At 58.7% G+C, this 25,069-nt stretch carries 19 protein-coding genes; 13 read left to right on the forward strand and 6 right to left on the reverse strand.

The window, feature by feature from the left end; all coding sequences use genetic code 11:
• Window positions 1-130 precede the first annotated feature (130 nt).
• Complete coding sequence (gene scpA / locus EI291_RS13680; RefSeq protein ID WP_125420833.1) at window positions 131-2,251, reverse strand: methylmalonyl-CoA mutase; 2,121 nt, start codon at window positions 2,249-2,251, stop codon at window positions 131-133.
• Between the two features lie 106 nt (window positions 2,252-2,357).
• Complete coding sequence (locus EI291_RS13685) at window positions 2,358-4,136, reverse strand: methylmalonyl-CoA mutase family protein (RefSeq protein ID WP_125420835.1); 1,779 nt, start codon at window positions 4,134-4,136, stop codon at window positions 2,358-2,360.
• Between the two features lie 175 nt (window positions 4,137-4,311).
• On the opposite strand from EI291_RS13685, the gene EI291_RS13690 reads away from it, so the two are divergent.
• The 4 genes from EI291_RS13690 to dnaA all read left to right on the forward strand — a co-directional run bounded on the left by EI291_RS13690 (window position 4,312) and on the right by dnaA (window position 9,319).
• On the forward strand, window positions 4,312-5,535 hold the full coding sequence (locus EI291_RS13690; RefSeq protein ID WP_148103411.1) for a porin family protein: 1,224 nt from the start codon (window positions 4,312-4,314) through the stop codon (window positions 5,533-5,535).
• A 155-nt stretch (window positions 5,536-5,690) separates the two neighbouring features.
• The gene (locus tag EI291_RS13695) at window positions 5,691-6,449 is read left to right on the forward strand and encodes a 5'-nucleotidase C-terminal domain-containing protein (protein ID WP_125420839.1); all 759 of its coding nucleotides are present in this window, start codon (window positions 5,691-5,693) and stop codon (window positions 6,447-6,449) included.
• Window positions 6,450-6,575: 126 nt separating this feature from the next.
• Window positions 6,576-7,505, forward strand: coding sequence for a bifunctional metallophosphatase/5'-nucleotidase (locus EI291_RS13700; protein WP_125420841.1), 930 nt, complete (start codon window positions 6,576-6,578; stop codon window positions 7,503-7,505).
• A gap of 314 nt (window positions 7,506-7,819) precedes the next feature.
• The gene (gene dnaA, locus EI291_RS13705) at window positions 7,820-9,319 is read left to right on the forward strand and encodes a chromosomal replication initiator protein DnaA (RefSeq protein ID WP_125420843.1); all 1,500 of its coding nucleotides are present in this window, start codon (window positions 7,820-7,822) and stop codon (window positions 9,317-9,319) included.
• A 102-nt stretch (window positions 9,320-9,421) separates the two neighbouring features.
• Here dnaA and EI291_RS13710 read toward each other — a convergent pair whose 3' ends face one another.
• The gene (locus EI291_RS13710; RefSeq protein WP_125420845.1) at window positions 9,422-9,901 is read right to left on the reverse strand and encodes a hypothetical protein; all 480 of its coding nucleotides are present in this window, start codon (window positions 9,899-9,901) and stop codon (window positions 9,422-9,424) included.
• A 127-nt stretch (window positions 9,902-10,028) separates the two neighbouring features.
• Window positions 10,029-10,457 carry an OsmC family peroxiredoxin gene (locus EI291_RS13715; protein ID WP_125420846.1) on the reverse strand — a complete coding sequence of 143 codons (429 nt, stop codon included), beginning with the start codon at window positions 10,455-10,457 and terminating at the stop codon, window positions 10,029-10,031.
• Window positions 10,458-10,626: 169 nt separating this feature from the next.
• On the opposite strand from EI291_RS13715, the gene EI291_RS13720 reads away from it, so the two are divergent.
• The 4 genes from EI291_RS13720 to EI291_RS13740 all read left to right on the forward strand — a co-directional run bounded on the left by EI291_RS13720 (window position 10,627) and on the right by EI291_RS13740 (window position 14,671).
• Window positions 10,627-12,123: a GH3 auxin-responsive promoter family protein gene (locus EI291_RS13720; RefSeq protein ID WP_125420848.1), complete on the forward strand. Its 1,497-nt coding sequence runs from the start codon at window positions 10,627-10,629 to the stop codon at window positions 12,121-12,123.
• A gap of 193 nt (window positions 12,124-12,316) precedes the next feature.
• Window positions 12,317-12,931 (forward strand): SMI1/KNR4 family protein, encoded by a 615-nt coding sequence (locus EI291_RS13725; RefSeq protein ID WP_125420850.1) that lies wholly within the window; start codon window positions 12,317-12,319, stop codon window positions 12,929-12,931.
• A gap of 52 nt (window positions 12,932-12,983) precedes the next feature.
• A complete protein-coding gene (locus tag EI291_RS13730; protein ID WP_125420852.1) occupies window positions 12,984-13,829 on the forward strand; it encodes an endonuclease/exonuclease/phosphatase family protein in 846 nt (281 codons plus the stop codon).
• 386 nt (window positions 13,830-14,215) lie between these two features.
• Entirely contained in the window at window positions 14,216-14,671 is a 456-nt protein-coding gene (locus EI291_RS13740; RefSeq protein ID WP_125420856.1) for a 3-oxoacyl-ACP synthase, read from the forward strand.
• On the opposite strand, the gene EI291_RS13745 is transcribed toward EI291_RS13740, so the two are convergent.
• Window positions 14,672-15,148: a hypothetical protein gene (locus EI291_RS13745; RefSeq protein WP_125420858.1), complete on the reverse strand. Its 477-nt coding sequence runs from the start codon at window positions 15,146-15,148 to the stop codon at window positions 14,672-14,674.
• 155 nt (window positions 15,149-15,303) lie between these two features.
• On the opposite strand from EI291_RS13745, the gene EI291_RS13750 reads away from it, so the two are divergent.
• The 3 genes from EI291_RS13750 to EI291_RS13760 all read left to right on the forward strand — a co-directional run bounded on the left by EI291_RS13750 (window position 15,304) and on the right by EI291_RS13760 (window position 18,628).
• Entirely contained in the window at window positions 15,304-16,476 is a 1,173-nt protein-coding gene (locus EI291_RS13750) for a 1-deoxy-D-xylulose-5-phosphate reductoisomerase (protein ID WP_125420860.1), read from the forward strand.
• Between the two features lie 95 nt (window positions 16,477-16,571).
• Window positions 16,572-17,987: a site-2 protease family protein gene (locus tag EI291_RS13755; RefSeq protein ID WP_125420862.1), complete on the forward strand. Its 1,416-nt coding sequence runs from the start codon at window positions 16,572-16,574 to the stop codon at window positions 17,985-17,987.
• 137 nt (window positions 17,988-18,124) lie between these two features.
• Complete coding sequence (locus EI291_RS13760) at window positions 18,125-18,628, forward strand: DUF6702 family protein (protein ID WP_125420864.1); 504 nt, start codon at window positions 18,125-18,127, stop codon at window positions 18,626-18,628.
• Between the two features lie 337 nt (window positions 18,629-18,965).
• On the opposite strand, the gene EI291_RS13765 is transcribed toward EI291_RS13760, so the two are convergent.
• On the reverse strand, window positions 18,966-21,041 hold the full coding sequence (locus EI291_RS13765; RefSeq protein WP_125420866.1) for an OmpA family protein: 2,076 nt from the start codon (window positions 21,039-21,041) through the stop codon (window positions 18,966-18,968).
• Between the two features lie 359 nt (window positions 21,042-21,400).
• On the opposite strand from EI291_RS13765, the gene lon reads away from it, so the two are divergent.
• On the forward strand, window positions 21,401-23,857 hold the full coding sequence (gene lon, locus EI291_RS13770; RefSeq protein ID WP_125420868.1) for an endopeptidase La: 2,457 nt from the start codon (window positions 21,401-21,403) through the stop codon (window positions 23,855-23,857).
• A 135-nt stretch (window positions 23,858-23,992) separates the two neighbouring features.
• Entirely contained in the window at window positions 23,993-25,060 is a 1,068-nt protein-coding gene (porQ, locus tag EI291_RS13775; RefSeq protein ID WP_125420870.1) for a type IX secretion system protein PorQ, read from the forward strand.
• Window positions 25,061-25,069 lie beyond the last annotated feature (9 nt).

Genomic DNA, 25,069 nt, shown 5'->3' on the forward strand with positions numbered 1-25,069 from the left:
GGCCCGTACCCGTGAAGCAGTGGAGGCGGCTATCCAAACGGCCGTGGACTGGATTTCCAGCAAGGACGCCAAAGCCTGGTTCAACCATTGCGGCTATCATGTATACCGTTCATGAATCCGCTATATAGATTTACTCCCCCAACTTTCCCAAAATCTCCTGCGCGGCTACGGCAATAACCGTCCCGGGGCCGTACACGCCGGCCACGCCGGCATCGTAGAGGAACTGGTAATCCTGGGCGGGGATGACGCCACCGGCAATGACGAGGATATCCTCGCGGCCGAGCTGCTGCAGCTCCTGGAGTAGCTGCGGAATCAGGGTTTTGTGGCCGGCGGCGAGGCTGCTCACGCCCACCACGTGCACGTCGTTTTCGGCGGCTTGGCGGGCTACCTCGGCGGGCGTCTGGAACAGGGGCGCAATGTCCACGTCGAAGCCCACGTCGGCGAAGCTGGTGGCAATTACTTTGGAGCCCCGGTCGTGGCCGTCCTGGCCCATTTTGGCTACCATCATGCGGGGGCGGCGGCCTTCGCGCTGGGCAAACTCATCGGCCTGCTGGCGGGCCTTGGCAAACTCCTCGTCGTAATTCATTTCCTGGGAATACACGCCCGAAATAGCCCGAATAGTGGCTTGGTGGCGGCCGTACACTTTCTCCAGCGCATCCGAAATTTCGCCCAGCGTAGCCCGCAGTCGAGCCGCATCTACGGCCAGGGCCAGCAGGTTTTCGTTGCCGGTGCGGGCCGCTTCCGTGAGGGCCTCCAGGGCCTGTTGCACGGCGGCCGTGTCGCGGGAGGCTTTGATGGTGTTCAGGCGCGCAATCTGCGACTCGCGCACGGCGGCGTTGTCGATGTCAAGCACCTCAATATCGGTGGCCTCGTTTACGCGGTACTTGTTCACGCCCACCACCGTTTCCTTGCCCGAGTCGATGCGGGCCTGCTTGCGGGCGGCGGCTTCCTCGATGCGCATTTTGGGCAGGCCGGTTTCAATGGCCTTGGCCATGCCGCCCAGCTCCTCCACTTCCTGAATCAGGGCCCAGGCTTTGTCGGCCAGCTCGTGGGTGAGGGTTTCCACGTAGTAGGAGCCGCCCCAGGGGTCCACCACGCGGGTAATGTCCGTTTCGTGCTGCAGGTACAGCTGGGTGTTGCGGGCAATCCGGGCCGAGAAGTCGGTGGGCAGGGCAATGGCCTCGTCGAGGGCGTTGGTGTGCAGGCTCTGGGTGCCGCCCAGGGCCGCGGCCATAGCCTCAATGGCGGTGCGGGCCACGTTGTTGAAGGGGTCCTGCTCGGTGAGCGAGTAGCCCGAGGTCTGGCAGTGGGTGCGTAAAGCCAGGCTTTTGGAGTTCTGGGGCTCGAATTGCTTGATAAGCTTGGCCCAGAGCAACCGGCCGGCGCGCAGCTTGGCAATTTCCATGAAGTGGTTCATGCCAATGGCCCAGAAGAACGACAGGCGGGGGGCGAAGTCGTCAATCTTCATGCCCGCCGCCAGCCCGGCCCGCACGTATTCCAGTCCGTCGGCCAGGGTGTAGGCCAGCTCCAGGTCGGCGGTGGCCCCGGCCTCCTGCATGTGGTAGCCCGAGATGCTGATGCTGTTGAACTTGGGCATCTTCTGGGCCGTGAAGCTGAAGATATCCGCAATGATGCGCATGCTCGGCTGGGGCGGGTAGATGTAGGTGTTGCGCACCATGAACTCCTTCAGAATGTCGTTCTGAATGGTGCCCGCCAGCTTATCGGGGCTCACACCCTGTTCCTCGGCCGCCACAATGTAGAACGCCAGAATGGGCAGCACCGCCCCGTTCATGGTCATGCTCACCGACATCTGGTCCAGCGGAATCTGGTCAAACAGCACCTTCATGTCCTCTACCGAGTCGATGGCCACGCCGGCCTTGCCCACGTCGCCCACCACGCGCGGGTGGTCGGAGTCGTAGCCCCGGTGGGTAGCCAGGTCAAAGGCCACTGAGAGGCCCTTCTGCCCGCCTGCCAGGTTGCGGCGGTAAAAGGCGTTGGATTCCTCAGCCGTGCTGAAACCCGCGTACTGCCGGATGGTCCAGGGGTTCTGCACGTACATGGTGCTGTACGGACCGCGCAGATAAGGAGCCTGCCCCGCCCCGAAGCCGAGGTGGTCGAGGTGCTGTACATCCTGGGCCGTGTAAAACTGCTTCAGCGCAATGCCTTCGGGCGTGGAAGTTTCGGTGGGCTCGGTGGCCGGCGCGGGCAGTTGAGCCGCGTCGTACGCTATAGTTGAGAAGTCGGGCTTCATATTCAGTTGATAGTTGTTGGTTGTCAGTTGTTAGAAGAGCTGGCGGCCGGTGGTCAGGGGTGAAAGAAGAACGGCTTCCTGACAACTGACAACCAGCAACTGACAACTACTTTTTTCCCTGCAAACGGGCCAGTACGGCCTCGGTGCTGTAGCCTTGTACCGTAAATTCCTTCAGCCCGAAAATATGCGTGGCTTCCTGCAGCGTAGCCAGGTCGGCGGTGAGCAGGGAGGGCGGAATGAAGTTGGGCTCGTCGATGGGAACGTGGCTGATGGCCCGGGCCAGGCGGCCGAACTGCTCGGGCGTGGCGTACATGAGCGTAGCCTCCTCCGCCGAGGAAAACAGCACGGATAACGTGCCCTCCGGGTGAGCCTTATGCAGCTCGGCACGCTCCTGCTCCGGCAACGTGCGCAGAAAGGACTCCAGAATAATCTGGTTGGTGTGCGTGCCCAATAGCACCAGCGCCGCCCGTTTTTTCTTTTTCTCCCGGCGCTCAAAGTGCAGGGCCGTGGCCAGCCGCAGCACCTCGGCGGGGTAGGTGGCGCGGGTGCTGTCGAAGTCCCGGCTCCTCAGCAGGCGCTTGGGGTTGTAGTCGAACTTCTCGTTGGGGTTGTGGAATTTGTTGGTGCCGATAACCACTTGCTCACCATTGGCAATGCGCCGGAACTGGGCCTGGGCGGAGGCGTGCAGCTCCTGCATTACAAAGCTGGTAGCGGCGGGCAGGCCACCGGCCGCTTCAATCTGCTGAAACAGGTTCCAGGCCTCCCGGGCCAGCTGGTCGGTGAGGGTTTCCACGTAATAGGAGCCGGCGGCGGGGTCCTGCACCCGGTCGAGGTAGGCTTCCTCGCGCAGCAGCACCGGCAGGTTGCGGGCCAGGCGCTCCGCAAACTCATTGGGAGCATGAAACAGCCCGTCGAAAGTGCCTACACTGATGGCATCGGCTCCACCCAGCACGGCGCTCATGGCCTCCGTGGTAGTGCGTAGCAGGTTGGTGTGCGGGTCGAGAGTGGTCTGGCTCCAGGTGGCCGTGCTGGCGAAAATGGTGAGCTGCTGCGCGGCTTCAGCGGGCAGGCCGTAGGCGTGCAGCAAAGTAGCCCACAGCTTCCGCAGCGCCCGGAGCTTGGCAATTTCAAAGAAATAGTTCGGGCCCACGGCCACATGCACGTGCAGCGCTGCCGCCACCTCAGCCACCGAAAGGTCGGCGGTAGGCAGCTCACTCAGGTAGTAGGCGGCCGTGCTCAGGGCGAAGGCAATCTGCTGGGTGGCCGTGGCGCCCCGGTTACCATAATAGGCCATGTCCAGCCCCAGGGCTTTAAACTTGGGCCAGTTACGGGCCAGCTGCACGGTTGCCCGCACCTCCTCCAGTTGCGCCGCCAGATCGGGGGCGTGCCGGGTAACGGGGTCGGAAACCAGAAAGCCCTGGGGAGCGGCCTGCAGAGCCGCCAGCCGCTGCAGCAGCCCCAAGGCACCGCTCCGGACTGTATAGCCCACGTACGTAGCCGGCAGGGGCATGTGCTGATGCAGGAAATCTATATCGAAGCCTTCGGCGAGGCCCAGCACAAAATGTGCGCCCTCGGCCCCACGCTGCAACGCCGCTGCGGCCCGCTGAATGGTGTGGTGCCCGCGCTCCAGGGCCGGAACGGAATACGTAGGTACGTTGCGCCAGTACGTGGTCGGCCGGGCCTGCGAAGCTGGTGCGCCGCCCAGCGCCTGCAGGGCTTCCCGGTGGTAGAAGGGCTGCACGGCAAATCCATCCGGCGTCATCCAGGTAAGGGTGGCGGGGTCTTTACCTTTCAGGTCGCGGGTGATGCGCTCCTGCCACTGGGCGGTGGACAAGGCGTCAAACTCAGAAAACGAAACAGGCGCAGGGCGCGGCGAATCGGCCATAATACGGCGGGGTGGGGGTGGGAAACGGATGCCTTTGGAGGCGGGCTAAAGATACCGGTTCAGGATTGGAATGCTGCTTTAGAATCGGTGCTTGTAATGAGCGGCTTCAACCTTACCTTTGCAGCCTTTTTGGAGAAAACTCTGCATTAGAGTGGCTTCTATCATTCGTGTATTCATGAAAAAAATCTTGCTTTTGCTGCCATTGCTGGCAGTAACTGCTTCGGCAGCAGCTCAAACTAATTTTCAACCGGGTTATGTATTGCCCCTGAGTGGCGACACGCTACGGGGTGAGGTAGACTCACGGGGTGAGCTGCGGGGTGCAACGCTGTGTCGGTTCCGGGCTTCTGCCCAGGCGGGGGCCACCGAATACAGACCGACCGAAATCAGGGGTTATGGCCTTGATGCTGGCGGTACGTACCGGGCATCCGTTCTGCCAGTTGCTGCGCATACGCCGGTATTTATGCAGGTGCTGGCCGATGGGAAGCTCACCTTGCTACGGTACACCAACGAAAACGAGAGCAAGCAATATTACGCCCAAACAGCCAGCGCACCGTTGCTACAGCCGTTGGTACAGCGCGATACAATTGTATTGCAGATCAATCCGCAAACTCAGGCTGAAAATAAGGTCAGCACCCGGGTTTATCCGTTCCGCAATGTGCTGTGGCAGATTATGGCAGACTGCCCGACAGTGCAAACTTCCTTAACTCGTTTAGAGCTCCAAGAGTCGCGCCTGGTGAAAACGGTTACCGCCTACAATACCTGTGTTGGCGGCCCGCAAAACGTTATTCGCAAGCAAACCAATAAGGTTCGGGTTAGCGCTTTTGTGGGGGGCTACCGGGCCAATGTCACCTATAAGGACGACAGACAGTATTTTGATCTTACCTCCGATGTGTTGCCCTCGTTTGGCGTAGCGCTAAACCTGAAGCCCGCCAGCTTCAATCCTCATCTTTCGCTGCTGGCAGAACTGTGGTTTACCCAGCAGAAATATACCACTACCTATGATGGTGTGGGGCCGCTGGGCCCTGGCTATGAGCGCACGTTGAAAGTGGATATTGCCTCTGTTGGTTTGCCTCTGTTGCTACGGTATAGTCTCACGAAGGGCATCGTCCGGCCGTATGTGCAAGCCGGATTTGTGGCCAAGCAGAACATCAAGAACAAGGCGGAGAAATCAGATTATCTGCCTCGCTTCTCCTCCAACCGAACCATCACTGCCATAGATTTGAAGTCCTACAACATTGGCGGCTTGTTTGGAGTTGGGGTTACTATTCCAACGGGCTCTAAAGGCAGCATTAACCTGGAAGGCCGGCTGGATAAGCTCGACAGTACTTCTTCCGCCGCGGGCATTATCTCCAACTCGCGTGGGCTCTCAGTGCTGGCTGGATACACGTTCGGTCAGTAGGTAAGCACCTTACTTCCGCGCAGGTCCCGGTCGGACCGATACGTTGTATACATGTATCGGCCCGGCCGGGGCCTGCGGCCTTCGTGGGGTCAGCGTTTCAACTCCCGCCCCGCTGCCGTATCTTTACGGTTTGCTGTCCTTCTTTTCCTGAATTCATGCAGTTTCTTCGTTCCCGCGTAGCTGCGCTGGGCCTGTTGGCAACGGTGGCGCTGGCTCCGGCCTGTCAGCGTGGTGCTTATCTGCCGAAAGCCCAGTTGGCTCCTGTTACTGCCCAGCCCGTGGGCAAATCCATTGCCGATAATGCCCAGGCCGCCGCTACCATTGCGCCCTACCGCCAGCGCGTAACCGAGCAGATGACCGCCGTACTGGGGCAGGCACCGGTAGCCATTACCAAGAACAGCGGCGAGTCGCCCCTGGCCAACTACGTGGGCGATATTCAGCGGGTGCGCGCCAGCCGGGAGCTGGGCAAGCCGGTTGATCTGGGCGTGATGTCGAACGGGGGGCTGCGGGCTCCGCTGCCGGCCGGTGCCGTTACCATGGGCTCGGTGTTTGAGCTGATGCCCTTCGAGAATGAGCTGGTGGTACTGGATGCTCCCGGCGCCGTGGTGCAGCAGCTGTTTGACTACGCGGCCCGCATCAAAATGGCCGTTTCAGGAGCTACCTACACGGTGGCCGCTGATGGCAAGCCGCAGAATATTCTCATCAACAGCCAGCCTTTTGACGCCAGCCGCACTTATACTATTGCCATTTCCGATTATCTGGCCGGCGGGGGCGACAACATGGTGTTCTTCAAGGCCATCAAGCCCCGGGGTACCGGGGTACTGCTGCGCTCCGCCATTGCCGAGTACATTCAGGAGCAAACCAAGCAGGGCAAGCCCATTGAGGCCAAAGTAGAAGGCCGGGTGAAAATTTAATGTGAGAAATGTGCGGGGAATGAGGAGGAATGTGCGAAATGAAATTTCGTGATAACGTCTTCGCTTAGTCCCCAATCCTGATTTTTTACATTTTCCACATTCTATCACATTCAGCACATTCCAACCGTGGACCGTCGCGAATTTCTGAAATACTCCGGCCTGGGGGCCGCTTCGCTGGGGCTGCTGGGTGCGGCTGCCGTACCCGCCGCCGCGGCCGATAAAAAAGCCGTCCGCCTCACCATTCTGCACACCAACGATATGCACTCCCGCATCGAGCCCTTCCCCGATAATGCCGCCCAGTGGGCCGGCATGGGCGGGATGGCCCGGCGCGCCACGCTCATCGAGCAAATCCGGAAGCAGGAGCCCAACGTGCTGTTGCTCGACTCCGGCGACATCTGGCAGGGTACCCCGTACTTTAACTTCTTCCAGGGCGAGCTGGAGTACAAGCTCATGAGCCAGATGGCCTATGATGCCAGCACCCTCGGCAACCACGACTTCGATAACGGCCTGGAAGGCCTGCAGAAACAGCTGCCCAACGCCACGTTCCCCTTCCTCATTGCCAACTACGACTTCACGGATACCGTTCTGGCCGGCAAGTTTCAGCCGTACAAGGTGTTCGAAAAGCAGGGTATCCGCATCGGGGTATTTGGGCTGGGCATTGAACTGGCCGGGCTGGTTGCCGATAAAAACTTCGGGGCCACCAAGTACCTCGACCCTGTGGCCGTAGCCAAGGACATGGTAACCAAGCTGCGCGGGGCCGAGAAGTGCGACTTGGTTATCTGCCTTTCGCACCTGGGCTACAAATACGAAAGCGCCAAGCTGGACGACCGGAAACTGGCCGCGCAGGTAAGCGGCATCGATTTGATTCTGGGCGGGCACACGCACACCTTTATGGAGAAGCCGGAGCCCATTGCCAGCCCCAACGGGCAGGCTACCCTCATTAATCAGGTGGGCTGGTCCGGCATTAACCTGGGCCGCCTCGATTACGCGTTTGAGCACGGCACCCGTCGCCCCACGGTAGCCGCTACGGCCGTAATGCCCATTCGCGAGGCGTAGGCCACAGCCACCATGATGCAGTAGGCTCCGGCTTTGTGGCTTCGGCTGCCAGGCCAGAGCCTGCCGCTTTTTTTACTGGTGCGTTATTCCGGTAAAAAATACCTGTACCTGCAAAAAAACCGTTGAAGAAAACTCCGGCCCGGTTTGCAGTGACAAGTGGTAAAAGCGTGAAAAATGCAAGGGTCAGAAGTTTTTTTTGTCTCAGGAGTTTTCCACATTTTTGTCTCCCCCTTAGAAAAACGCGCCTGTTTCGGCACGTTACCGGCTGCTTATTCCCTCACCTGCGCACCTGTTGCTTTTGCCCTATCTGATTGATGCTCAAAGATTGTCGAACCGTATGGGCCAACTGTCTTCGTGTCATTAAGGCAACGATTGGTGAGCAGAGCTTCCGCACGTGGTTTCAGCCCATCGTGCCGGTGCAGCTGCACAATAACATTTTGCTGATTCAGGTGCCCAGCACGTACTTCTACGAGTTCCTGGAGGAGCATTACGTAGAGGAGCTGAAGCGCGCAATTCATCAGGAGTTGGGCCCCGAAGGCCGGCTGGAATACAGCATTGTGGTGGATCAGGGCAACGCCCAGCAGAAGCCGCGCACCCTGAACCTGCCCACCGCCCGCAAGGTAGCCGGCCCGGCTGCTTCGGCTACGCCGGCCGCTACGGCTATGGCAGCCAGCGCCCTTACGGCTTCGGCCCGCAACGTAGCCGCCGCAGCCGTATCGCCGGCTCCGGCTCCGCCCACCCTGCGCAACCCCTTCGAGGCCAGCAAAACCATTGAGCGCGACTACCTGAAGTCGCAGCTGAATACCACCTATACCTTCGAGAACTACATTGAGGGCGACTGTAACCGCCTGGCCCGCTCGGCCGGCCTTGCCGTGGCCAACAAGCCGGGTACCACCAGCTTTAACCCGCTGATGATTTATGGTGGGGTGGGGCTGGGCAAAACCCACCTGGTGCAGGCCATCGGCAACCACATCAAGGCCACCAACACCGACAAGTTCGTGCTGTACGTGTCGGCCGAGAAGTTCACGAACCAGTTTATCGAAAGCCTGCGCTCCAACCAGGTGCAGGACTTTGCCAACTTTTACCTGTTGGTGGATATTCTGATTCTGGACGACGTGCAGTTCCTGTCGGGCAAGGACAAGACCCAGGAAATGTTCTTCCACATCTTCAACCACCTGCACCAGGCTGGCAAGCAGATTGTGATGACCTCCGACCGCCCCCCGCGGGATTTGGTAGGGCTGGAAGACCGTTTGTTGTCGCGCTTTAAGTGGGGCCTCACCGCCGACCTGCAAAGCCCCGACTTCGAGACGCGCATGGCCATCATCCAGAACAAGATGCAGCAGGATGGCATCGATATTCCGCCGCAGGTGGTGGAATACCTGGCTCACTCGGTGAATACCAACGTGCGGGAACTGGAAGGCGTGCTGATTTCCCTGGTGGCCCAATCCAGCCTCAACCGCCGCGAGATTGACCTGGAAATGGCCAAGCAGGCGCTGCGCCACATCATTGAAGAGGTGGAGGCCGAGGTGAACCTGGATTTCATCCAGAAAACCTGCGCCGAGTATTTCGGGGTATCGTTGGAGCTGCTGAAGGCTAAAACCCGCAAGAAGGAAGTGGTAACGGCCCGGCAGGTGGCTATGTACTTCGCCAAGGAGCACACCACTCACTCCCTGAAAAGCATCGGCCACCACTTCGGGGGCCGCGACCATAGCACCGTGATTCACTCCGTGCAGACCGTGTCGGACCTAATTGATTCTGACAAGTCGTTCCGCAGTACCATTGTGGAGCTGCGCAAGAAATTTGCGGGTAAGTAGGAAAAGACCTGCGACTACAAGCAGTGAGAGGTGAGACCTTCGTTCATATGGCGCTTTGCCAGAACGAAAGTCTCACCTCTCACTGCTTGTAGTCTTACCTCTCTATTGGGCGTCGCGCAGAGCAATGCCGTGCTTGGCGGCAAAGGCGCGTACCTGCTCGCGCATAATGCGCTTGCGCTTGGCTCCTTTCACCTGGCGCAGGCTCAGGGAGTAGGAGCCGCCCTCTTTCAACTGCATGCGCAGCTGCTGGGGAGCCAGTTCGAGTGCGGCAATGTCCTCGGCCGGGAAGGCCTGCTTGGGGCGGAACAGGCCGTCTTTGTGCACGATGTAGGCGGGCGTAAACTCCAGGTAGCTCTGGGTACCAAAAATAGGAGCGTTGTGTACCAGCACGTAGCCTACATACACCAGACTGAACAGCAGAAACAGGATATGCAGAAACTGGAAGTCGCTGGCGCCTGCACCCGTAACGATAAGGGCCACCGTGTAGGCTATCCAGAGCAGGCCTAGAAAAAGCTGCCCCCAAAATGGGATGCGCTGCGTGTTGGCGGGTTGAAGACGAATGCGGGTAGAATCAGGATGCATAAAAGGCAAAAAGTCGCTGTAGCCCGCAAAAGTAAGCAGTTGCCGGTTATGAGTTGTGAGTTGCCGGTTGCCAGTTACTGGTTTTCTAGACTGAACCGGCAACTGGCAACTCACAACTGGCAACTGATTACTTCAGCTTGGCCGAGGCCAGCTCCATTTCTGGCACAGCTTTCAGCAGCACCGAAATGGGGCAGTTTTCCTTGGCCTTCTCGGCGTATTGCTGGAATTCTTCCTGCGAAATACCTTCTACTTCGCCTTCGGTGCTGAGGCTGATTTTGACCACTTTCGGCACGTCGCCGGAGGTATCCAGCGTTACTTTCGATTCGGTGTGCAGGTGTTTTACGGCTTTGCCGTCCTTACTCAGAATGCTGTTCAGGAACATCGTGTAGCAGCCGGCGTGGGCCGCGCCAATCAACTCCTCGGGGTTCGTGCCTTTCTGGCCCTCGAACCGCGCACCCACGGAGTAAGGTGCCTTTACAGTGCCGCTCTGGGTGGAAATTTCGCCGCTGCCTTTAATGTCGCCGTTCCAGACGGCCGTGCCACGTTGGTTGATCATGGGTGATGGTGTGAAAGGTGAAGTTGTGAAGGCAGTACGCAAGACAAGCTGCAAAGGATGAGCTTGGCGCTTCTGGTGGGAAATGGCCGGAAGTGTACCTTTGAATGACGCCGGCTGAGAAGATGCTGTTGTTCTTCTCACCATTTCACCTTTCACAACTTCGCCATTCATGGGGCTGAAATCTACCCTGAGCCGGCCGCTGGCCACCTACATTGCCCGGCAGTACGCCCGGTGGCAACATGACCCCATCGGAACCCAGCAGCGGGTGCTGCGCGGGCTGCTGGAGCGTGGGGCCGGTACCGCCTTCGGGCAGGCCCACCACCTGGGCGGCGTACGTACGGCCCAGGATTTTGCCTGGCAGGTGCCCGTGCGCGACTACGAGGCCCTAAAGCCGTGGTTTGAGCGGGTAAAGGCTGGGGAAGCCGACGTGCTCTGGCCGGACAAGCCGCTGTATCTGGCCAAAACCTCGGGCACCACCTCCGGGGCCAAGTACATTCCCTTAACCAAGGACAGTATTCCCAACCACATCAACGGGGCCCGGGATGCGCTGCTGCATTACGTGCACCGCACTGGTAAAAGTCGGTTTCTGGATGGTAAGCTGATGTTTTTGTCGGGCAGTCCGGAGTTGGAAACGGTGGGCGGCATCCACACGGGCCGGCTCTCGGGCATTGTGAACCACCACGTGCCGGCCTACATGCGCCGCAACCAGTTGCCCAGCTACGCCACCAACGTCATCGAGGACTGGGAAACCAAGCTCGACCGGATTGTGGACGAAACCCTGCCGGAGCGCATGACGCTGATTTCGGGGATTCCGCCCTGGGTGCAGATGTATTTTGACCGCATCGTGCAGCGTACCGGTCGGCCGGTGGGGGAGGTGTTCCCCGAGTTCGACCTATTCGTGTACGGTGGCGTAAACTTTGAGCCCTACCGCAAAAAGCTGCTGGAAACCATCGGGCGGCCCGTGGACAGCGTGGAGCTGTTTCCGGCCTCCGAGGGCTTTCTGGCCTTCCAGGATGAGCCCGGCAACCCTGGCCTGCTGCTGTTGCTGGACGCAGGCATCTACTACGAATTTGTGCCGGCCGAGCGGTTTTTTGAGAAAAGCCCGCCCCGGTGCACCCTGGCCGAGGTAGAGCTGGACCGCCAGTACGCCATGGTACTCAGCAGCAACGCTGGCCTCTGGGGCTACTCCCTCGGCGACACGGTGCGCTTCGTGAGCAAGTACCCGTTTCGGGTGGTGGTGACGGGCCGCATCAAGCACTTCCTGTCGGCCTTCGGCGAACATGTTATTGCCGAAGAAGTAGAGCAGACCCTGCGCGAAGCCATGCGCCAGCACCCCGAGGTGGAGGTGGTGGAATTTACGGTAGCCCCCCAGGTCAGCGACGACCCCGCCGTACCCTCCCGCCATCAGTGGCTCATAGAATTCGCCCGCCCGCCCCACGATGCCGCCGCCTTCGCCGCCGCCCTCGATGCCAGCCTGCGTCAGCGCAACGTGTACTACGACGACCTGCTGCGCGGCCATATCCTAGCCCCGCTGCAGCTCACGCCGCTGCCGGCCGGGGCATTCCAGCGCTACATGAAAAGCCAGGGCAAGCTCGGCGGCCAGAACAAAGTGCCCCGCCTCAGCAACGACCGGACGCTGGCCGAGGGGCTGTTGGGGGTTGGGTAAATCTGCTTCAATAAATACTGTAGCGGCTTTCGAACGGTGTAGAGACGCGACACTTCGCGTCTCGTCGTTGAACGGCTCGTTCGAACTGCTTTACACAACGTCAGCAACGAGGAGACGCGAAGTGTCACGTCTCTACAATCTGGTCTGACCATGCACAAATCCGCTATATTCCCTTTCTATACTATCACTCAATATGAATTTCACAACGCCCGCCGAGTGGTTGGAGCTGCTTCAGCAAATCAATCAGGAAATTCTGACCGACCCTGATTTTACGGATGGCAACTTGGCCGAGCTGGTAACGCCACCCCAACGGCAGGCCGGTTGGCTGGGAGCCCTGGGTGCTACGGAAGCTGAGATGCTACAGTTGGAGAAACGGCTACAAACCAACTTGCCGCCGTCTTACCGGACGTTTTTGCTGGTTTCCAATGGATTTGGTCCGATGGAGCAATTGATTTGGCGGTTGCGGCCCGCGCAGGAAGTGGATTGGCTCGTGAACACCGATGCTGATCTGGTAGCCTTGTGGGAAAAAGATGTTACGTCAATCCCAAGCGTGCCGGATGAAGACTATTTCCGCTACGACGACACCCAAATAGCTGGTCAGGCAAGGGGAGAATACTTTCGGGGGCTGCTGATGATTTCAGATTGGGGTGACGCCGGGTTTTGGGCCCTAAATCCGGCCGTGCAGCAGGCCGGTGAATGGGAGGCGTGGTACTTCGCCAACTGGCTGCCCGGTGCCATTCGGTACCGCTCTTTTACCGAACTCGTGCAGGACAGCTTCGCCGGGTACAAGGAAATCCGCAACGGATAGCACAAAGGCCAGAAACCGTAATTTGCCCCGCCTCCCATTTACCGCTTCCTCCATGCGTCTGCTTTTCCTTGTTTTGCTGAGTTTCCTGCTCGGGAGCCAACCTGTCGCTGCCCAAAAAGCCGCCCAGCCGTTGCGGGTAGCCACCTACAACCTGCGCCTCAATGTGGCCAGCGACGGGGTGAATGCCTGGCCCAACCGCAAGGAGCTCGTCAAAAACCTGGTGCGCTACCATGGCTTCGATGTATTCGGCACCCAGGAAGGCTTCCGCGGCCAGCTCGACGGCGTGGCTGAACTGGCTGAGTACAGCTTCGTGGGCCACGGCCGCGACGATGGCAAGGAGGCCGGGGAGCACTCGGCCATCTTCTACCGGAAAAGCCGCCTGCAGCTGCTGCAATCCGGGGATTTCTGGCTGAGTCAAACCCCCGGTCAGCCATCCAAAGGCTGGGACGCCACCTGCTGCAACCGCATCTGTAGCTGGGCCCGGTTCCGCGACCTTGTCACCAAAAAGGAGCTATACTTCTTCAGCGTCCACTTCGACCACGAGGGGGTAGAAGCCCGCCGCCAGTCGGGCCTGCTGATGGTGCAGAAGATCAGGGAAATTGCCAAAAATGCTCCGGTTATCTGCGTCGGCGACTTCAATTCCACCCCCGAAACCGAGCAAATCCGGACGATGCAGACGCTGCTCCAGGATGCCTTCCGCATCACCCGGCAGCCGCCCTACGGCCCCGTGGGTACGTTTAACGGCTTCAAGCTTGATGCTCCCTTGGCCGACCGTATTGACTACATCTTCGTGAGCCGACAGTTTACCGTGCTGGACTATGCCGTCCTCACCGACTCCATGCGCGGCCTATACCCCTCCGACCATTTTCCGGTAGTGGTGAACGTGGTGCAGCAGTAAAAAAAAGCGTGCTTGTATGTTACACAATCATAGTTGGTAGTTCGCCTGCAATGAGGTTACGTTTCCCTCCTGAAAAGCATTAATAGGCATGATATCTATTACTGAATTTGGTAGAAAATACCCTTTTGCCTTGCTCTTACATACTGGCTATATCCTGCTATGGTGGTGCATACTAAAGTTGGTAACAGCAGATCATTCATTACTTGATGCATGTGGGCGCGGCACCATTGTCGTTTATCCGATACTATTTGGCGTATTATTCTCGCTGCTCTATGTGGCAACGCTCTTGTGTTTTTTTGTATTTGATAAGAATAAGCGCGGTTATAGCTATATAACACTAAGCGCTCTGCTTATGCCGTTTGTGCTGTTCTTCCTCCTTGCATAACGTGACTGTAAACATAAAACCCCACCTCCACGCCCTCTGCCTCGCCTACGTGCAGGAGCGCATCGACGCCTGCCAGGCTGCCATCCGGGCCGCCCAGGAATCGGCCAACTCTGAAACCAAGAGCAGCGCCGGCGACAAGTACGAAACCGGCCGCGCCATGGCCCAGAACGAGCGGGACCGAAACGCCATCCAACTCCAACAGGCCCAGCAGCTTCAGGGCGAACTGCAGCGCATCAACCCCGCCCTGCTCTGCGACACCGTGCGGCCCGGGGCTTTGGTGCGCACCAGTATGGGCACGTTCTACCTCGGCATTAGTGCTGGCAAGCTCACCGTGGAGGGCCAGGACTACTTCGCTGTATCGGCTGCCGCACCCGTGGCCGCCGCTTTGGCCGGTAAGCGGGTGGGGGATTCGGCCGTGTTCAACGGCAAGCCGGTTCGGATAGCGGCTATTGAGTAACTACACCCGCGGCAGCAGGCCCGAAATACCCCGGATGTTGAGGCGTACAAAGTTGCGTACCCGCTCGAAGCGGGCGTTGGCCTCGTCCATTTCCTCGTCGGGCTCCAGCTTGGTAGGGCGGTGCGTGTCGAGCAGGGTGAAAACGGTTTCGGCCAGGTCCATGTAGCCCAGGATCATCAGAAACAGCAGTTTCTTGTCGTCTTCCTGGTAGGGTTTCTGGCGCACGGCTTTCACCAGGCTGTCGAGCTGGGTGGTTTCGTCCACGTACAGGTCGCGCAGTACCGCCCGCTGGTGCTGGTAGTCGAGCAGCTGCTGGGGCTCCAGGCTGGCTGCCGAGAAGGGAAATGTATCGGTGAAGCGGGTAGCGGCCCGGAAATCCTTTTCGGCGGTGTACACCGTACTCAGGTGCTTTTGCAGGCTGGCCCACAGGCCGGTGCGGGCTTTATCGAAGGCGGAAGGAGCGGCGGGTTCGGTCACGGCGAAGCGGGAAAAAGCAGAAAGCCCAAAAGTACGCCGATTCCGGCGGCTTGGGTACCAAACGGGAAAACCAATGACCCCGGCAGGTAGCCGAACTTCCGCGTACTTTTGCTCAGCTTCCCGCCGTTTCTTTTCCGCTCCGCTAGCTATAGCTCATGTCCACTACCCCTAAACGCGTCAGCCTGCTGGGTTCCACTGGTTCTATTGGCACCCAGGCCCTCGACGTAGTACGCGCCCAGCCCGGCCGGTTTCAGGTTACGGCCCTCTCGGCCCAGTCCAACGCTGAGCTGCTCATTGCCCAGGCCCGGGAGTTTCGGCCCGCCGCCGTGGTTATCGGCGACGAGGCCAAGTACCAACAAGTGCGTGAGGCGTTAGCCAATCAGCCCGAAACCGAAGTGCTGGCCGGCGCGGCCGCCCTCACCGAAGTAGCCGCCCGCCCCGACGCCGACGTGGTGCTCACGGCCATGGTGGGCTACGCCGGGCTTCTGCCCACGGTGGCCGCCATACGGGCCGGGAAGGATATTGCTTTGGCCAACAAGGAAACCCTGGTAGTGGCCGGCCAGCTCATCACCGGGCTGGTGCAGGAGCACGGCGTACAGCTGCTGCCCGTCGATTCAGAGCACTCGGCCATCTTCCAGTGTCTGGTGGGGGAGGAGCAGAATCCCATCGAGAAAATCATCCTCACGGCCTCGGGCGGGCCGTTCCGGGGCCGTACCCGCGAGCAGCTGGCCCAGGTAACCAAGGCTCAGGCCCTCAAGCACCCCAACTGGGATATGGGTGCCAAAATCACCATCGACTCGGCTTCCTTAATGAACAAGGGGCTGGAGGTGATAGAAGCCAAGTGGCTGTTCAACCTCCGCGACGAGCAGATTGATGTGGTGGTGCACCCGCAAAGCATCATTCACTCCCTGGTACAGTTCGAGGATGGCTCCCTGAAGGCCCAACTGGGCCTGCCCGATATGAAGCTGCCCATCCAGTACGCGTTGGGCTATCCGCAGCGGCTCACCAACAACTTCCCGCGCTTCAGCTTCCTCGAGTATCCCCAGCTTACCTTCGAGCAGCCTGATACTACCGCTTTTCGCAACCTGGCGCTGGCGTTTGAGGCGCTGAAACGGGGCGGCAACGCGGCCTGCATCCTCAACGCGGCCAACGAAATTGCCGTGGCCGCCTTCCTGCGCGACGAAATCGGGTTCCTGGAAATGTCGGACGTGGTGGAATCTAGCCTCGCGCGGGTTTCGTACCTTGCCACTCCCTCGCTCGACGACTACGTGCTGACCGACCAGGAAACCCGCCGCGTGGCCCGGGAGCTTATCGGCACCCGCGTCTGACACCTTGGCGGGCTCCGGCCGCAACTCTAAGCTTCGGTGCGTTGTTTGTTGCGACGGGCACTACTACCCTTCATCACCTCATTACCTCATTTCCTTTGGAAGGACTTATCATGGCCGGGCAGATGCTGCTGGGCCTTTCCATACTAGTTGGCCTGCACGAGTTTGGCCACTTTGCCGCCGCCAAATACTTTAAAATCCGGGTCGATAAGTTTTACATCTTCTTCGACTTCCTGTTTCCGCTGCCCGGGGTGATGAACTTCGCCCTGTTCAAGAAGAAAATCGGGGAGACGGAGTACGGCCTGGGCTGGTTTCCGCTGGGTGGCTACGTGGCCATTCACGGCATGATTGACGAAACCCAGGACGCCGACAGCCTCGCCTCGGAGCCCCAGCCCAACGAGTTCCGCTCCAAGCCGGCCTGGCAGCGCCTGATTGTGATGCTGGGCGGCATCATCATGAACGTCATTACCGGCATCGTCATCTTCTCGCTGCTGACATTTAAGTACGGGGAGCCCTATCTGCCGGCTTCAGAAGTGCGCTATGGCATTGAGGCGAAAGATTTGGGCAAAAAGCTGGGTTTCCAGCGCGGAGACAAAATCGTTAAAATCAACGGAAAGCCTTTCGATGATTTCGAGGATGTGTACAGCACGGAAGCCATTCTGGGCACCGATGCCTATTATACCGTTGACCGCAACGGGCAGTTGATTGATATTCCGGTTCCCAACAACTTCATGGATGACCTCGCCGATGCCAAAGAGGGGTTTGTGGAGCCGTTGATTCCGTTCAGAGTGGAGCAGGTGGCGCTGAGCACCCCGGCCTCCAAAGCAGGCCTGCAGGCCAACGACAAGATTCTGAAAGTTGGCAACAAGGACGTGCCTTTCTTCTCCGACCTGCAGAAGGCCCTGAAGGAAAATGCCAACAAAATGGAGCATCCTTCGTTGCTGCAGCGCTTTTTCAACTGGATCCGGGGCGTAAAGCCGAAAGCTTTAACCTCAAACCTGACCCCACTTCTAGTGGAGCGCAACGGGAAAAACGTAACGCTGCAGGTGCAGATTGATGAAGATGGTAAAATCGGATTTGCGCCCAAGCTGCTGCTGGATAGCAAGGTTCACCACTACAATTTCATTGAGTCGATAGGGGTAGGTACCAATCGGGCCTTTGGCGTAATCACCACCCAGATTAAAGGCTTCAAAAAGATTTTCAGTGGTCAGGCTTCCTTCAGTAAGTCGTTGGGCGGCCCGGTGGAAATAGCCCAGCAGTATGGTGGCAAGTGGGACTGGTTCCGGTTCTGGACCCTGACCGGTATGCTGTCGATGGTGCTGGCTTTCATGAACCTGCTGCCCGTACCGGCTCTCGACGGTGGCCACGTCATCTTCCTGCTGTATGAGATGATTGCCGGCCGCAAGCCTTCCGATAAATTCCTGGAGAATGCCCAGAAAGTGGGCATGTTCCTGATTCTGAGTCTGATGGCATATGTATTGGTGATTAAGCAGATTATCAATGCCATTGGTTAGCGTATAGCAACCTGTACGCTTCATATAAAAGCCGTGCCGCCCGCGAAAGGTGGCACGGCTTTTACATAAAATGGGTTCTGTTGCCGAAAGCCGGTAACGCACACGCAACCCGGTCTTTTGCTCATCGTCTGTACGCCATGAAATTTCCCCGCTTTCTGCTGCCCCTAGCGCTGTTGCTTACCTTGAGTCTGGCTGCCTGGGCGCATGCTTACCACGCCAGCATTATGGAGCTGCGCTTCAACCCCGAGAAGCAGCGGCTGGAAATGGCCCTGAAAATCTTCACCGATGATCTGGAAAAGGAACTGTCTAACGGCAAGACCGCCCCAGTGCGCACCGACCAACTCACGCGGGCTCAGTTGAACCCGCTGCTGCTGGATGTGCTGCGCCGCTCGGTGCAGTTCAGTGTCCGGCCCGCTGAGACGCTGCCCCTGACGCTGGTGGGCTTGCAAAAAGAAACGGATGCTTACTGGTTGTATTTCACGGCGCCGCTGCCCGCTGCGGCTACCGGCGTTACCCTGCGTCACCGGCTGCTGCTGGAGCTTTTCCCCGACCAAATGAACATTGTGAACCTCGACGTGAAGGGCCAGAAGCAAAGCCTGCTCTTCCGCGACGGTGATGACCAGCAGCAGCTGAAGTGGTAAGGCAGCCCGTCATCAACGGAGCCGCCCAACGTTGTTGCGCCATATATAAAAAGCCCCTGATGCTATACAGACATCAGGGGCTTTTTCATTAAAGCTGGTCAGTACTACCTAATAATCAAGCCAATGAGCCATACCGTAATAGGGCCGAAGATGGCAGCTATTTTTGCCCAGAACGGTTGGCGCATGAAAAAGAATTGCGTTGCGAGTATTACGTACGCTGGAATGCCCAGGATCAAAGCCCAAGCCATAAACCAAGGAGAAGGAATAAACCACAGCAAGACAAGCCCTGTTTCGGCGGCTAATAGCCGATAGAAAGCGTGGTTGGTTGCCGGTGTAGTTACCATTCCAGCTTGCCGTCCTTGTCACCTGCCGCAGGTTTAGGTTCCGGCTTATTGGTCGGCAGCGGATCAGCTTTGAACTCGTCGGTGCTTTTGCCCTCGGGGCGCAACAGGCGGAACTCCACGCGACGGTTGGTTTTAGCATCTTCCTCCGTGGCTTCATTTTCGCGCAAGGGGCGGGAGGAGCCATAGCCGTAGCTGTCGATACGGTTGGGGGCCAGCTTACCCTTCAGCTCAATGTAGCGCCGGATGGACTCGGCCCGTTCCTGCGAGAGGCGCTCATTGAAGTCCGGGTCACCTTTGCTATCGGTGTGGCCCGTAATGCTGAGTCGGAACGTGGGATGGTCCACCATAAACACCGCAATACGGTCCAGTATAGGATGCATGCTGGCCCGGATATGCGACTTATCCTGGTCAAACTCAATGTTTTTGAACACCAGCGGCAGCTTGTAGTCGATGGAGTTGGTCATCAGCTTCATCACCGTGTCGCCTTCCAGGGCAAACTTCTTCTCCACACTGAAGAAATCAGGGCTCTGAATGAGCATCACGTAGTGCGAGCCCTCAATCAGGTCGAAATCAAACGAGCCGTCGTCGCGCAAATACTTACTGGCTACCTCAATGCCGTTGTCAGTATCGATGATGCTCACAATGCCATTTAGAGGCTTCTGGCTGACGGAGTCAATCAGGGAGCCTTCCACGTGGGTGGTAGCCAGGGGTTGGGCCTCCATAGGCAGCGGAAAGGAGTAGAGGTCCAGGTTCTTCATGTCCTTCTCCTCGGAGCGGGCATAGTACAGGTTTTTGGACTCCGCGTCGATGGTGAAGTAGTATTCCGAGCCCTTGCCGTTTACCAGCGGGCCAATGTTGATGGGCTCCTGCCAGCGGCTGCGCACCCGGTACGTTTTGTAAATATCAAAGTCGCCGAAATTGAGCAGCTGTCCGCGGGAGCTGAAATACAGCACGTGATAAAGCGGGTGGTAAAAGGGGCTCACCTCACTCTCGCGGGTGTTTACCACGGGTCCCATGTTTTGAGCCCGGCCCCATTGGCCGTTCTTCTGCTTTACCGTGTACCAGATATCCGAGAGGCCAAAGCCGCCCAGCCGGTCGGAGGCGAAATAGAGCGTATCCTCGTTGGGCGAAAGTGTGGGTTGCGAGTCCCAGGCCGTGGAGTTGACGTTGGCTCCCAGGCTTTTGGGCATCGTCCATTGGCCGTCTTTGAAGGTAGCCGTGTACAGGTCACAATTGCCGTGGCAGGTGGGGCACTCGCAGCGGGCAAAGTACAGCGTAGTACCGTCCTTGCTGATGCAGGCGGAGCCTTCGTTGTAGGGCGAGTTAATGGGTTTCGGCAGCGGCTCTGCCTGCGACCATACTCCGTTTTCGCGGCGGGCGGTATACAGGTCCTCATCAATTACGCCGTGCAGGCCGCGCATTTTGCGCTTGGAGGAGAAAATAAGCAGGTCAGCGTCGGCATTCAGCGTGGGGCCGTAGTCTTCCCGTTGGGAGTTAATGGCATCCCCCATGGTAGTGTACACGCCTTTGGGCGGCCGGAAGGTGGCAATGTTCTTCCGGTACTCTACAATGTCGTAGTACGTTTTAAGGGGCACGTACAGCTCGGTTTCCTTCTGCTCCAGCGAGTCGTAGTAACGCTGCACTTTGGTCAGCGTCTGGCGGCGGTGCTTCAGGGCGAGGCGGTAGTAGGCTTTGGCGCGGTCCTCGTTGCCGGCTTTTTCCCAGAGCTGGCCCAGGTGCCAGAGCAGCGTGTTGTCCTTGTAGAAATTCTCAATGCCAAACTGGCCCACGTAGGCCTCCAGCAGATTGCGGGCGGCCGTCCAGTTTTTGCGTTTTTCGGCCCGCTGGATTTCGCGCATCGCCTTTTTGTCCTGGAAATAGGGCAGGCGGTTGATGTTCGGAAACTCCGGGGTGGCATCAGTACGGGCCCTTGCCTGCCGAATTACTTTCGCCGTGAGTTTACGTTGCGCATTGGGTAAGCCGGCTTTTTGTTGGGCAAACAGAGCAACGGGCAGGCACAGCGCAAAAAGCACTATGCACAGCGTGAACAGGCGAGCAATGGAACGCATAGCAATGATAAAGCACGAAGACGGTGGGAACCGGCAAGCATCAAAAATAGGAAATTTTGGATACCGGTGGATAGGTCAGTGAGGAATGAGAGAAGGAAAGAATGGATTGATGCGCCACAGCCTTACGTATTCTCCATTCACTCACTCATCTACTCACGCACGCCTGCATCTGCCGATGTGGCGGCTCCTGGTGATGGCACGGCACTTGCCGAATCCGTACCTTCGAAAACGCCCCGCCGCTAAGGGGCCGAAGTCTGCCTGGCTAACTGTCATTGTGGCATCTGGCTTCGATTTTGCCTGCCTTTCCTCGCATGAGCCGTCATACCCCGTCCTCCTCGTCCCTTTCTTCCTTGCTGCTGATGACTGAAGATCCTGCCGAAATGGTGTCCATTGTGGCCGCCGACCCCGACCAGCCGCTTACGGCGGAGGAGTCGCCGGAGGTGCTGCCGCTGCTGCCGGTGCGCAATACCGTGCTGTTTCCGGGTGTGGTACTGCCCGTCACCGTCACGCGCAAGAAAAGCATTCGGCTGGTGCGCAAGGCCTATCGGGGCAACAAGATTGTGGGCGTAGTAGCCCAGAAAAACGGCCAGAGCGACGACCCGGAGCTGCAGGACCTGTACCCCGTGGGCACCATGGCTAAGATTCTGAAGCTGCTGGTGCTGCCCGATGGCAACACCACCATCATCATTCAGGGCCAGTCCCGTTTCCGCATCGAGGAAGCCGTACAGACGACGCCCTACCTCACGGCCCGCGTGAGCTACATTCCGGAGGTATTCCCGGCCAGAAGCTCCAAGGAAGTGAAGGCGCTGGTGTCGTCGCTGAAGGAAGCGGCGGCCCGCATGCTTAAGCTCAACCCCGAAATTCCGCAGGAAGCCCAGGTAGCCCTGGATAATATCGAGTCGCCTTCTTTCCTCACGCATTTTCTATCCTCCAACATCAACGTGGAGGTGAGCATGAAGCAGCAGCTACTGGAAACGGCCGACGGCGTGGAGCGGGGCACCCGCCTGCTGGAGCTGATGATGAAGGAGATTCAGCTGCTGGAAATCAAGCGAGAAATCCAGACCAAGGTCCACACCGACATCGACCAGCAGCAGCGCGACTATTTCCTGCGCCAGCAGATCAAAGTGCTGCAGGACGAGCTGGGCTTCGATGGCCCGGATCAGGAAGTGGAAAAGCTGCGCCAGCGCGCCAAGGACAAGAAGTGGCCCGAGGCCGTGGCCAAGCACTTTGCCAAAGAGCTGGATAAACTCACCCGCATCAACCCCCAAGCCGCCGAGTACCCGGTAAGCCTGAACTATGTGGAATTCCTGCTGGATTTGCCCTGGGGCGAGTACACCAAGGACAATTTCAACCTGAAGCGCACCCAGAAAATCCTCGACCAGGACCACTACGGGATGGAAAAGGTGAAGGCGCGCATTATGGAGTACCTGGCCGTGCTCAAGCTCAAAAACGACCTGAAAGCCCCCATTCTGTGCCTGTATGGGCCTCCCGGCGTGGGCAAAACCAGCTTGGGCCGCTCCATTGCCAAGAGCCTGGGCCGGCAGTACGTGCGCATGAGCCTGGGCGGGGTGCGCGACGAGGCCGAAATCAGGGGGCACCGCAAAACCTACGTGGGGGCCATGCCCGGCCGTATTATCTCGCAGATTAAGAAGGCCGGGGCATCCAACCCGGTGATTGTGCTGGACGAAATCGACAAGCTGGCTTCTGACTTCCGCGGCGACCCGTCGTCGGCGCTGCTGGAAGTGCTGGACCCCGAGCAGAACAGTACCTTCACCGACAACTTCCTGGAGGTAGAATATGACCTTTCGCGGGTACTGTTCATTGCCACGGCCAACTCCTTGGAAACCATTCAGCCCGCTTTGCGTGACCGGATGGAAATCATCGACCTGACTGGCTACACGCTGGAAGAGAAAACCCAGATTGCCAAAAAGCACCTCTGGCCCAAGCTGCTGCACGAGCACGGCCTTACGCTCAAGGATGCCGGTATCACCAACGGCGCTCTGCAGCGCGTGATTGATGATTATACCCGCGAATCGGGGGTGCGCAGCCTGGAGCGGAAGCTGGGCGCGGTGGTGCGCAACATTGCCAAAAGCAAGGCTATGAAGGAACCCCATCCCGCCACGCTGGAGCCCAAAGATGTGCGCCGCATCCTCGGAGCGGCCATCTTTGACCGGGACCAGTACCAGGACAACGAAACTGCCGGCGTGGTAACGGGCCTGGCCTGGACCTCGGTTGGTGGCGACATTCTGTTCATCGAAAGTCTGCTGAGCCGGGGCCGGGGCAAGCTCACGCTCAGCGGCCAGCTCGGTGACGTGATGAAGGAATCCGCCGTAACGGCCCTGAGCTACCTGCGCAGCCGGGCCGAGGAGCTGGACATCGACTACCGCCTCTTCGACCAGTACGACCTGCACATTCACTTCCCCGAAGGTGCCGTGCCCAAGGATGGCCCCTCGGCTGGTATTGCCATCTTCACCAGCATTGCCTCCGTATTCACCCAGCGTAAAATCCGCAGCCATTTGGCCATGACCGGTGAAATCACCCTGCGCGGCAAGGTGCTGCCGGTGGGCGGCATCAAGGAGAAGATTCTGGCTGCCAAGCGCGCCGGGGTGCGCGACATTATCCTCTGCCCGAAAAATAAAAAGGACATCGACGAAATTTCGGCCGAGTACCTCAAGGACCTCACCATTCATTACGCCGACCGGGTAGATGACGTGTTGCGTGTAGCCTTACTGGAGGAGAAGGTAGCCCACCCCATCAAGCTGGTAGTGCGCGAGGAAGCGCCGCTACCCGCCGGGCCCAGCGTGGAGGTTAGCTAGAGCGCAGCCTAAGAAGGAAAAGATAAACGGGAGCAGATATGCGGTAAACCGGTTTTTTATCGTTGTAGCCGTGCGGTTTTCCGCTCCCGGACTTTTCCCTTATCATTCCTGTCTTCAGGCTGTATCTTGCTGCTGATGATTCAACCACTACGCCGCTTCGCTGCTGTTTTTGCTGTTTCGGGTTTGGGCCTGCTGTGGGCTGCTCCGGCCGCCCAGGCCCAGATTGGCGGGCAGCAGGCCATGTCGTTTCTGAACCTGCCCACCAGCGCCAAGCTGGCCGGGCTGGGCGGCGTGAACGTATCGGCCCGCGACGCCGATGGCACCATGCTCTACGGTAACCCGGCCCTGCTGAACAAGGAAATGGACGGTCGGCTGGCCCTGGGCTATGTAGACTATCTGGCTGATATTCGGCAGAGCACGGCCGCGTATGTGTTCAATACCCAAAAGGCCGGCCGCTTCGGGGTGGGCCTCACGTACCTGAGCTATGGGCAGTTTGAGCAGTTTGATGCCGCCGGTAATTCGCTGGGCCAGTTCTCGGTGAATGAATATGCCCTGAGTGTAGCCGATTCCTACACCAGCGGGGCCTTCACTATTGGGGGCACGCTAAAGCTGGCCGGCTCTGGCATTGCCGGCAACCATTCCTACGCTGCCCTGGCTGATGTGGGCGGCCTGTTCAAGCACCCCGAGCAGGATTTCACGGTGGGGCTGGTAGTGCGCAACGCCGGTGTCCAGCTCAAGCCCTACGATGGGGCCGGCCGGGAGCCCATGCCGCTGGATGTGCAGCTGGGCACTTCCTTCAAGCCGGAGCATCTGCCATTTCGCTTTTCCTTTACGGCCCACCACCTCCAGCAGCTTGATATTGTGTACCTCGACCCGAACCAGCGCGGACAACTGGATGAGAACGGCGAAGAAATCAAGCCCACAAAAAGCCTGGGTGATAAAATTGCCCGCCACTTCGTGGTAGGAGGGGAGCTGCTGCTCAGCAAAAACCTGAACGTGCGGTTGGGGTATAACCACCTGCAGCGCCGGGAGCTGCGCCTGGAGAATACGTCCGGGGGGGCCGGCTTTTCGTTTGGCGTTATGCTGCGGATCAGCCAGTTTCAGCTCGATTACACCCACGCCGGCTACCATGCCTCGGGTGGAGCCAACTACTTCACCATTTCCCGCAACCTCGATTCCCTGTTCAAGAAACAGCCGTACTAAGGCAGGCGG

The organism is Hymenobacter rigui (assembly GCF_003944715.1).
Taxonomy (GTDB): Bacteria; Bacteroidota; Bacteroidia; order Cytophagales; family Hymenobacteraceae; genus Hymenobacter; species Hymenobacter rigui.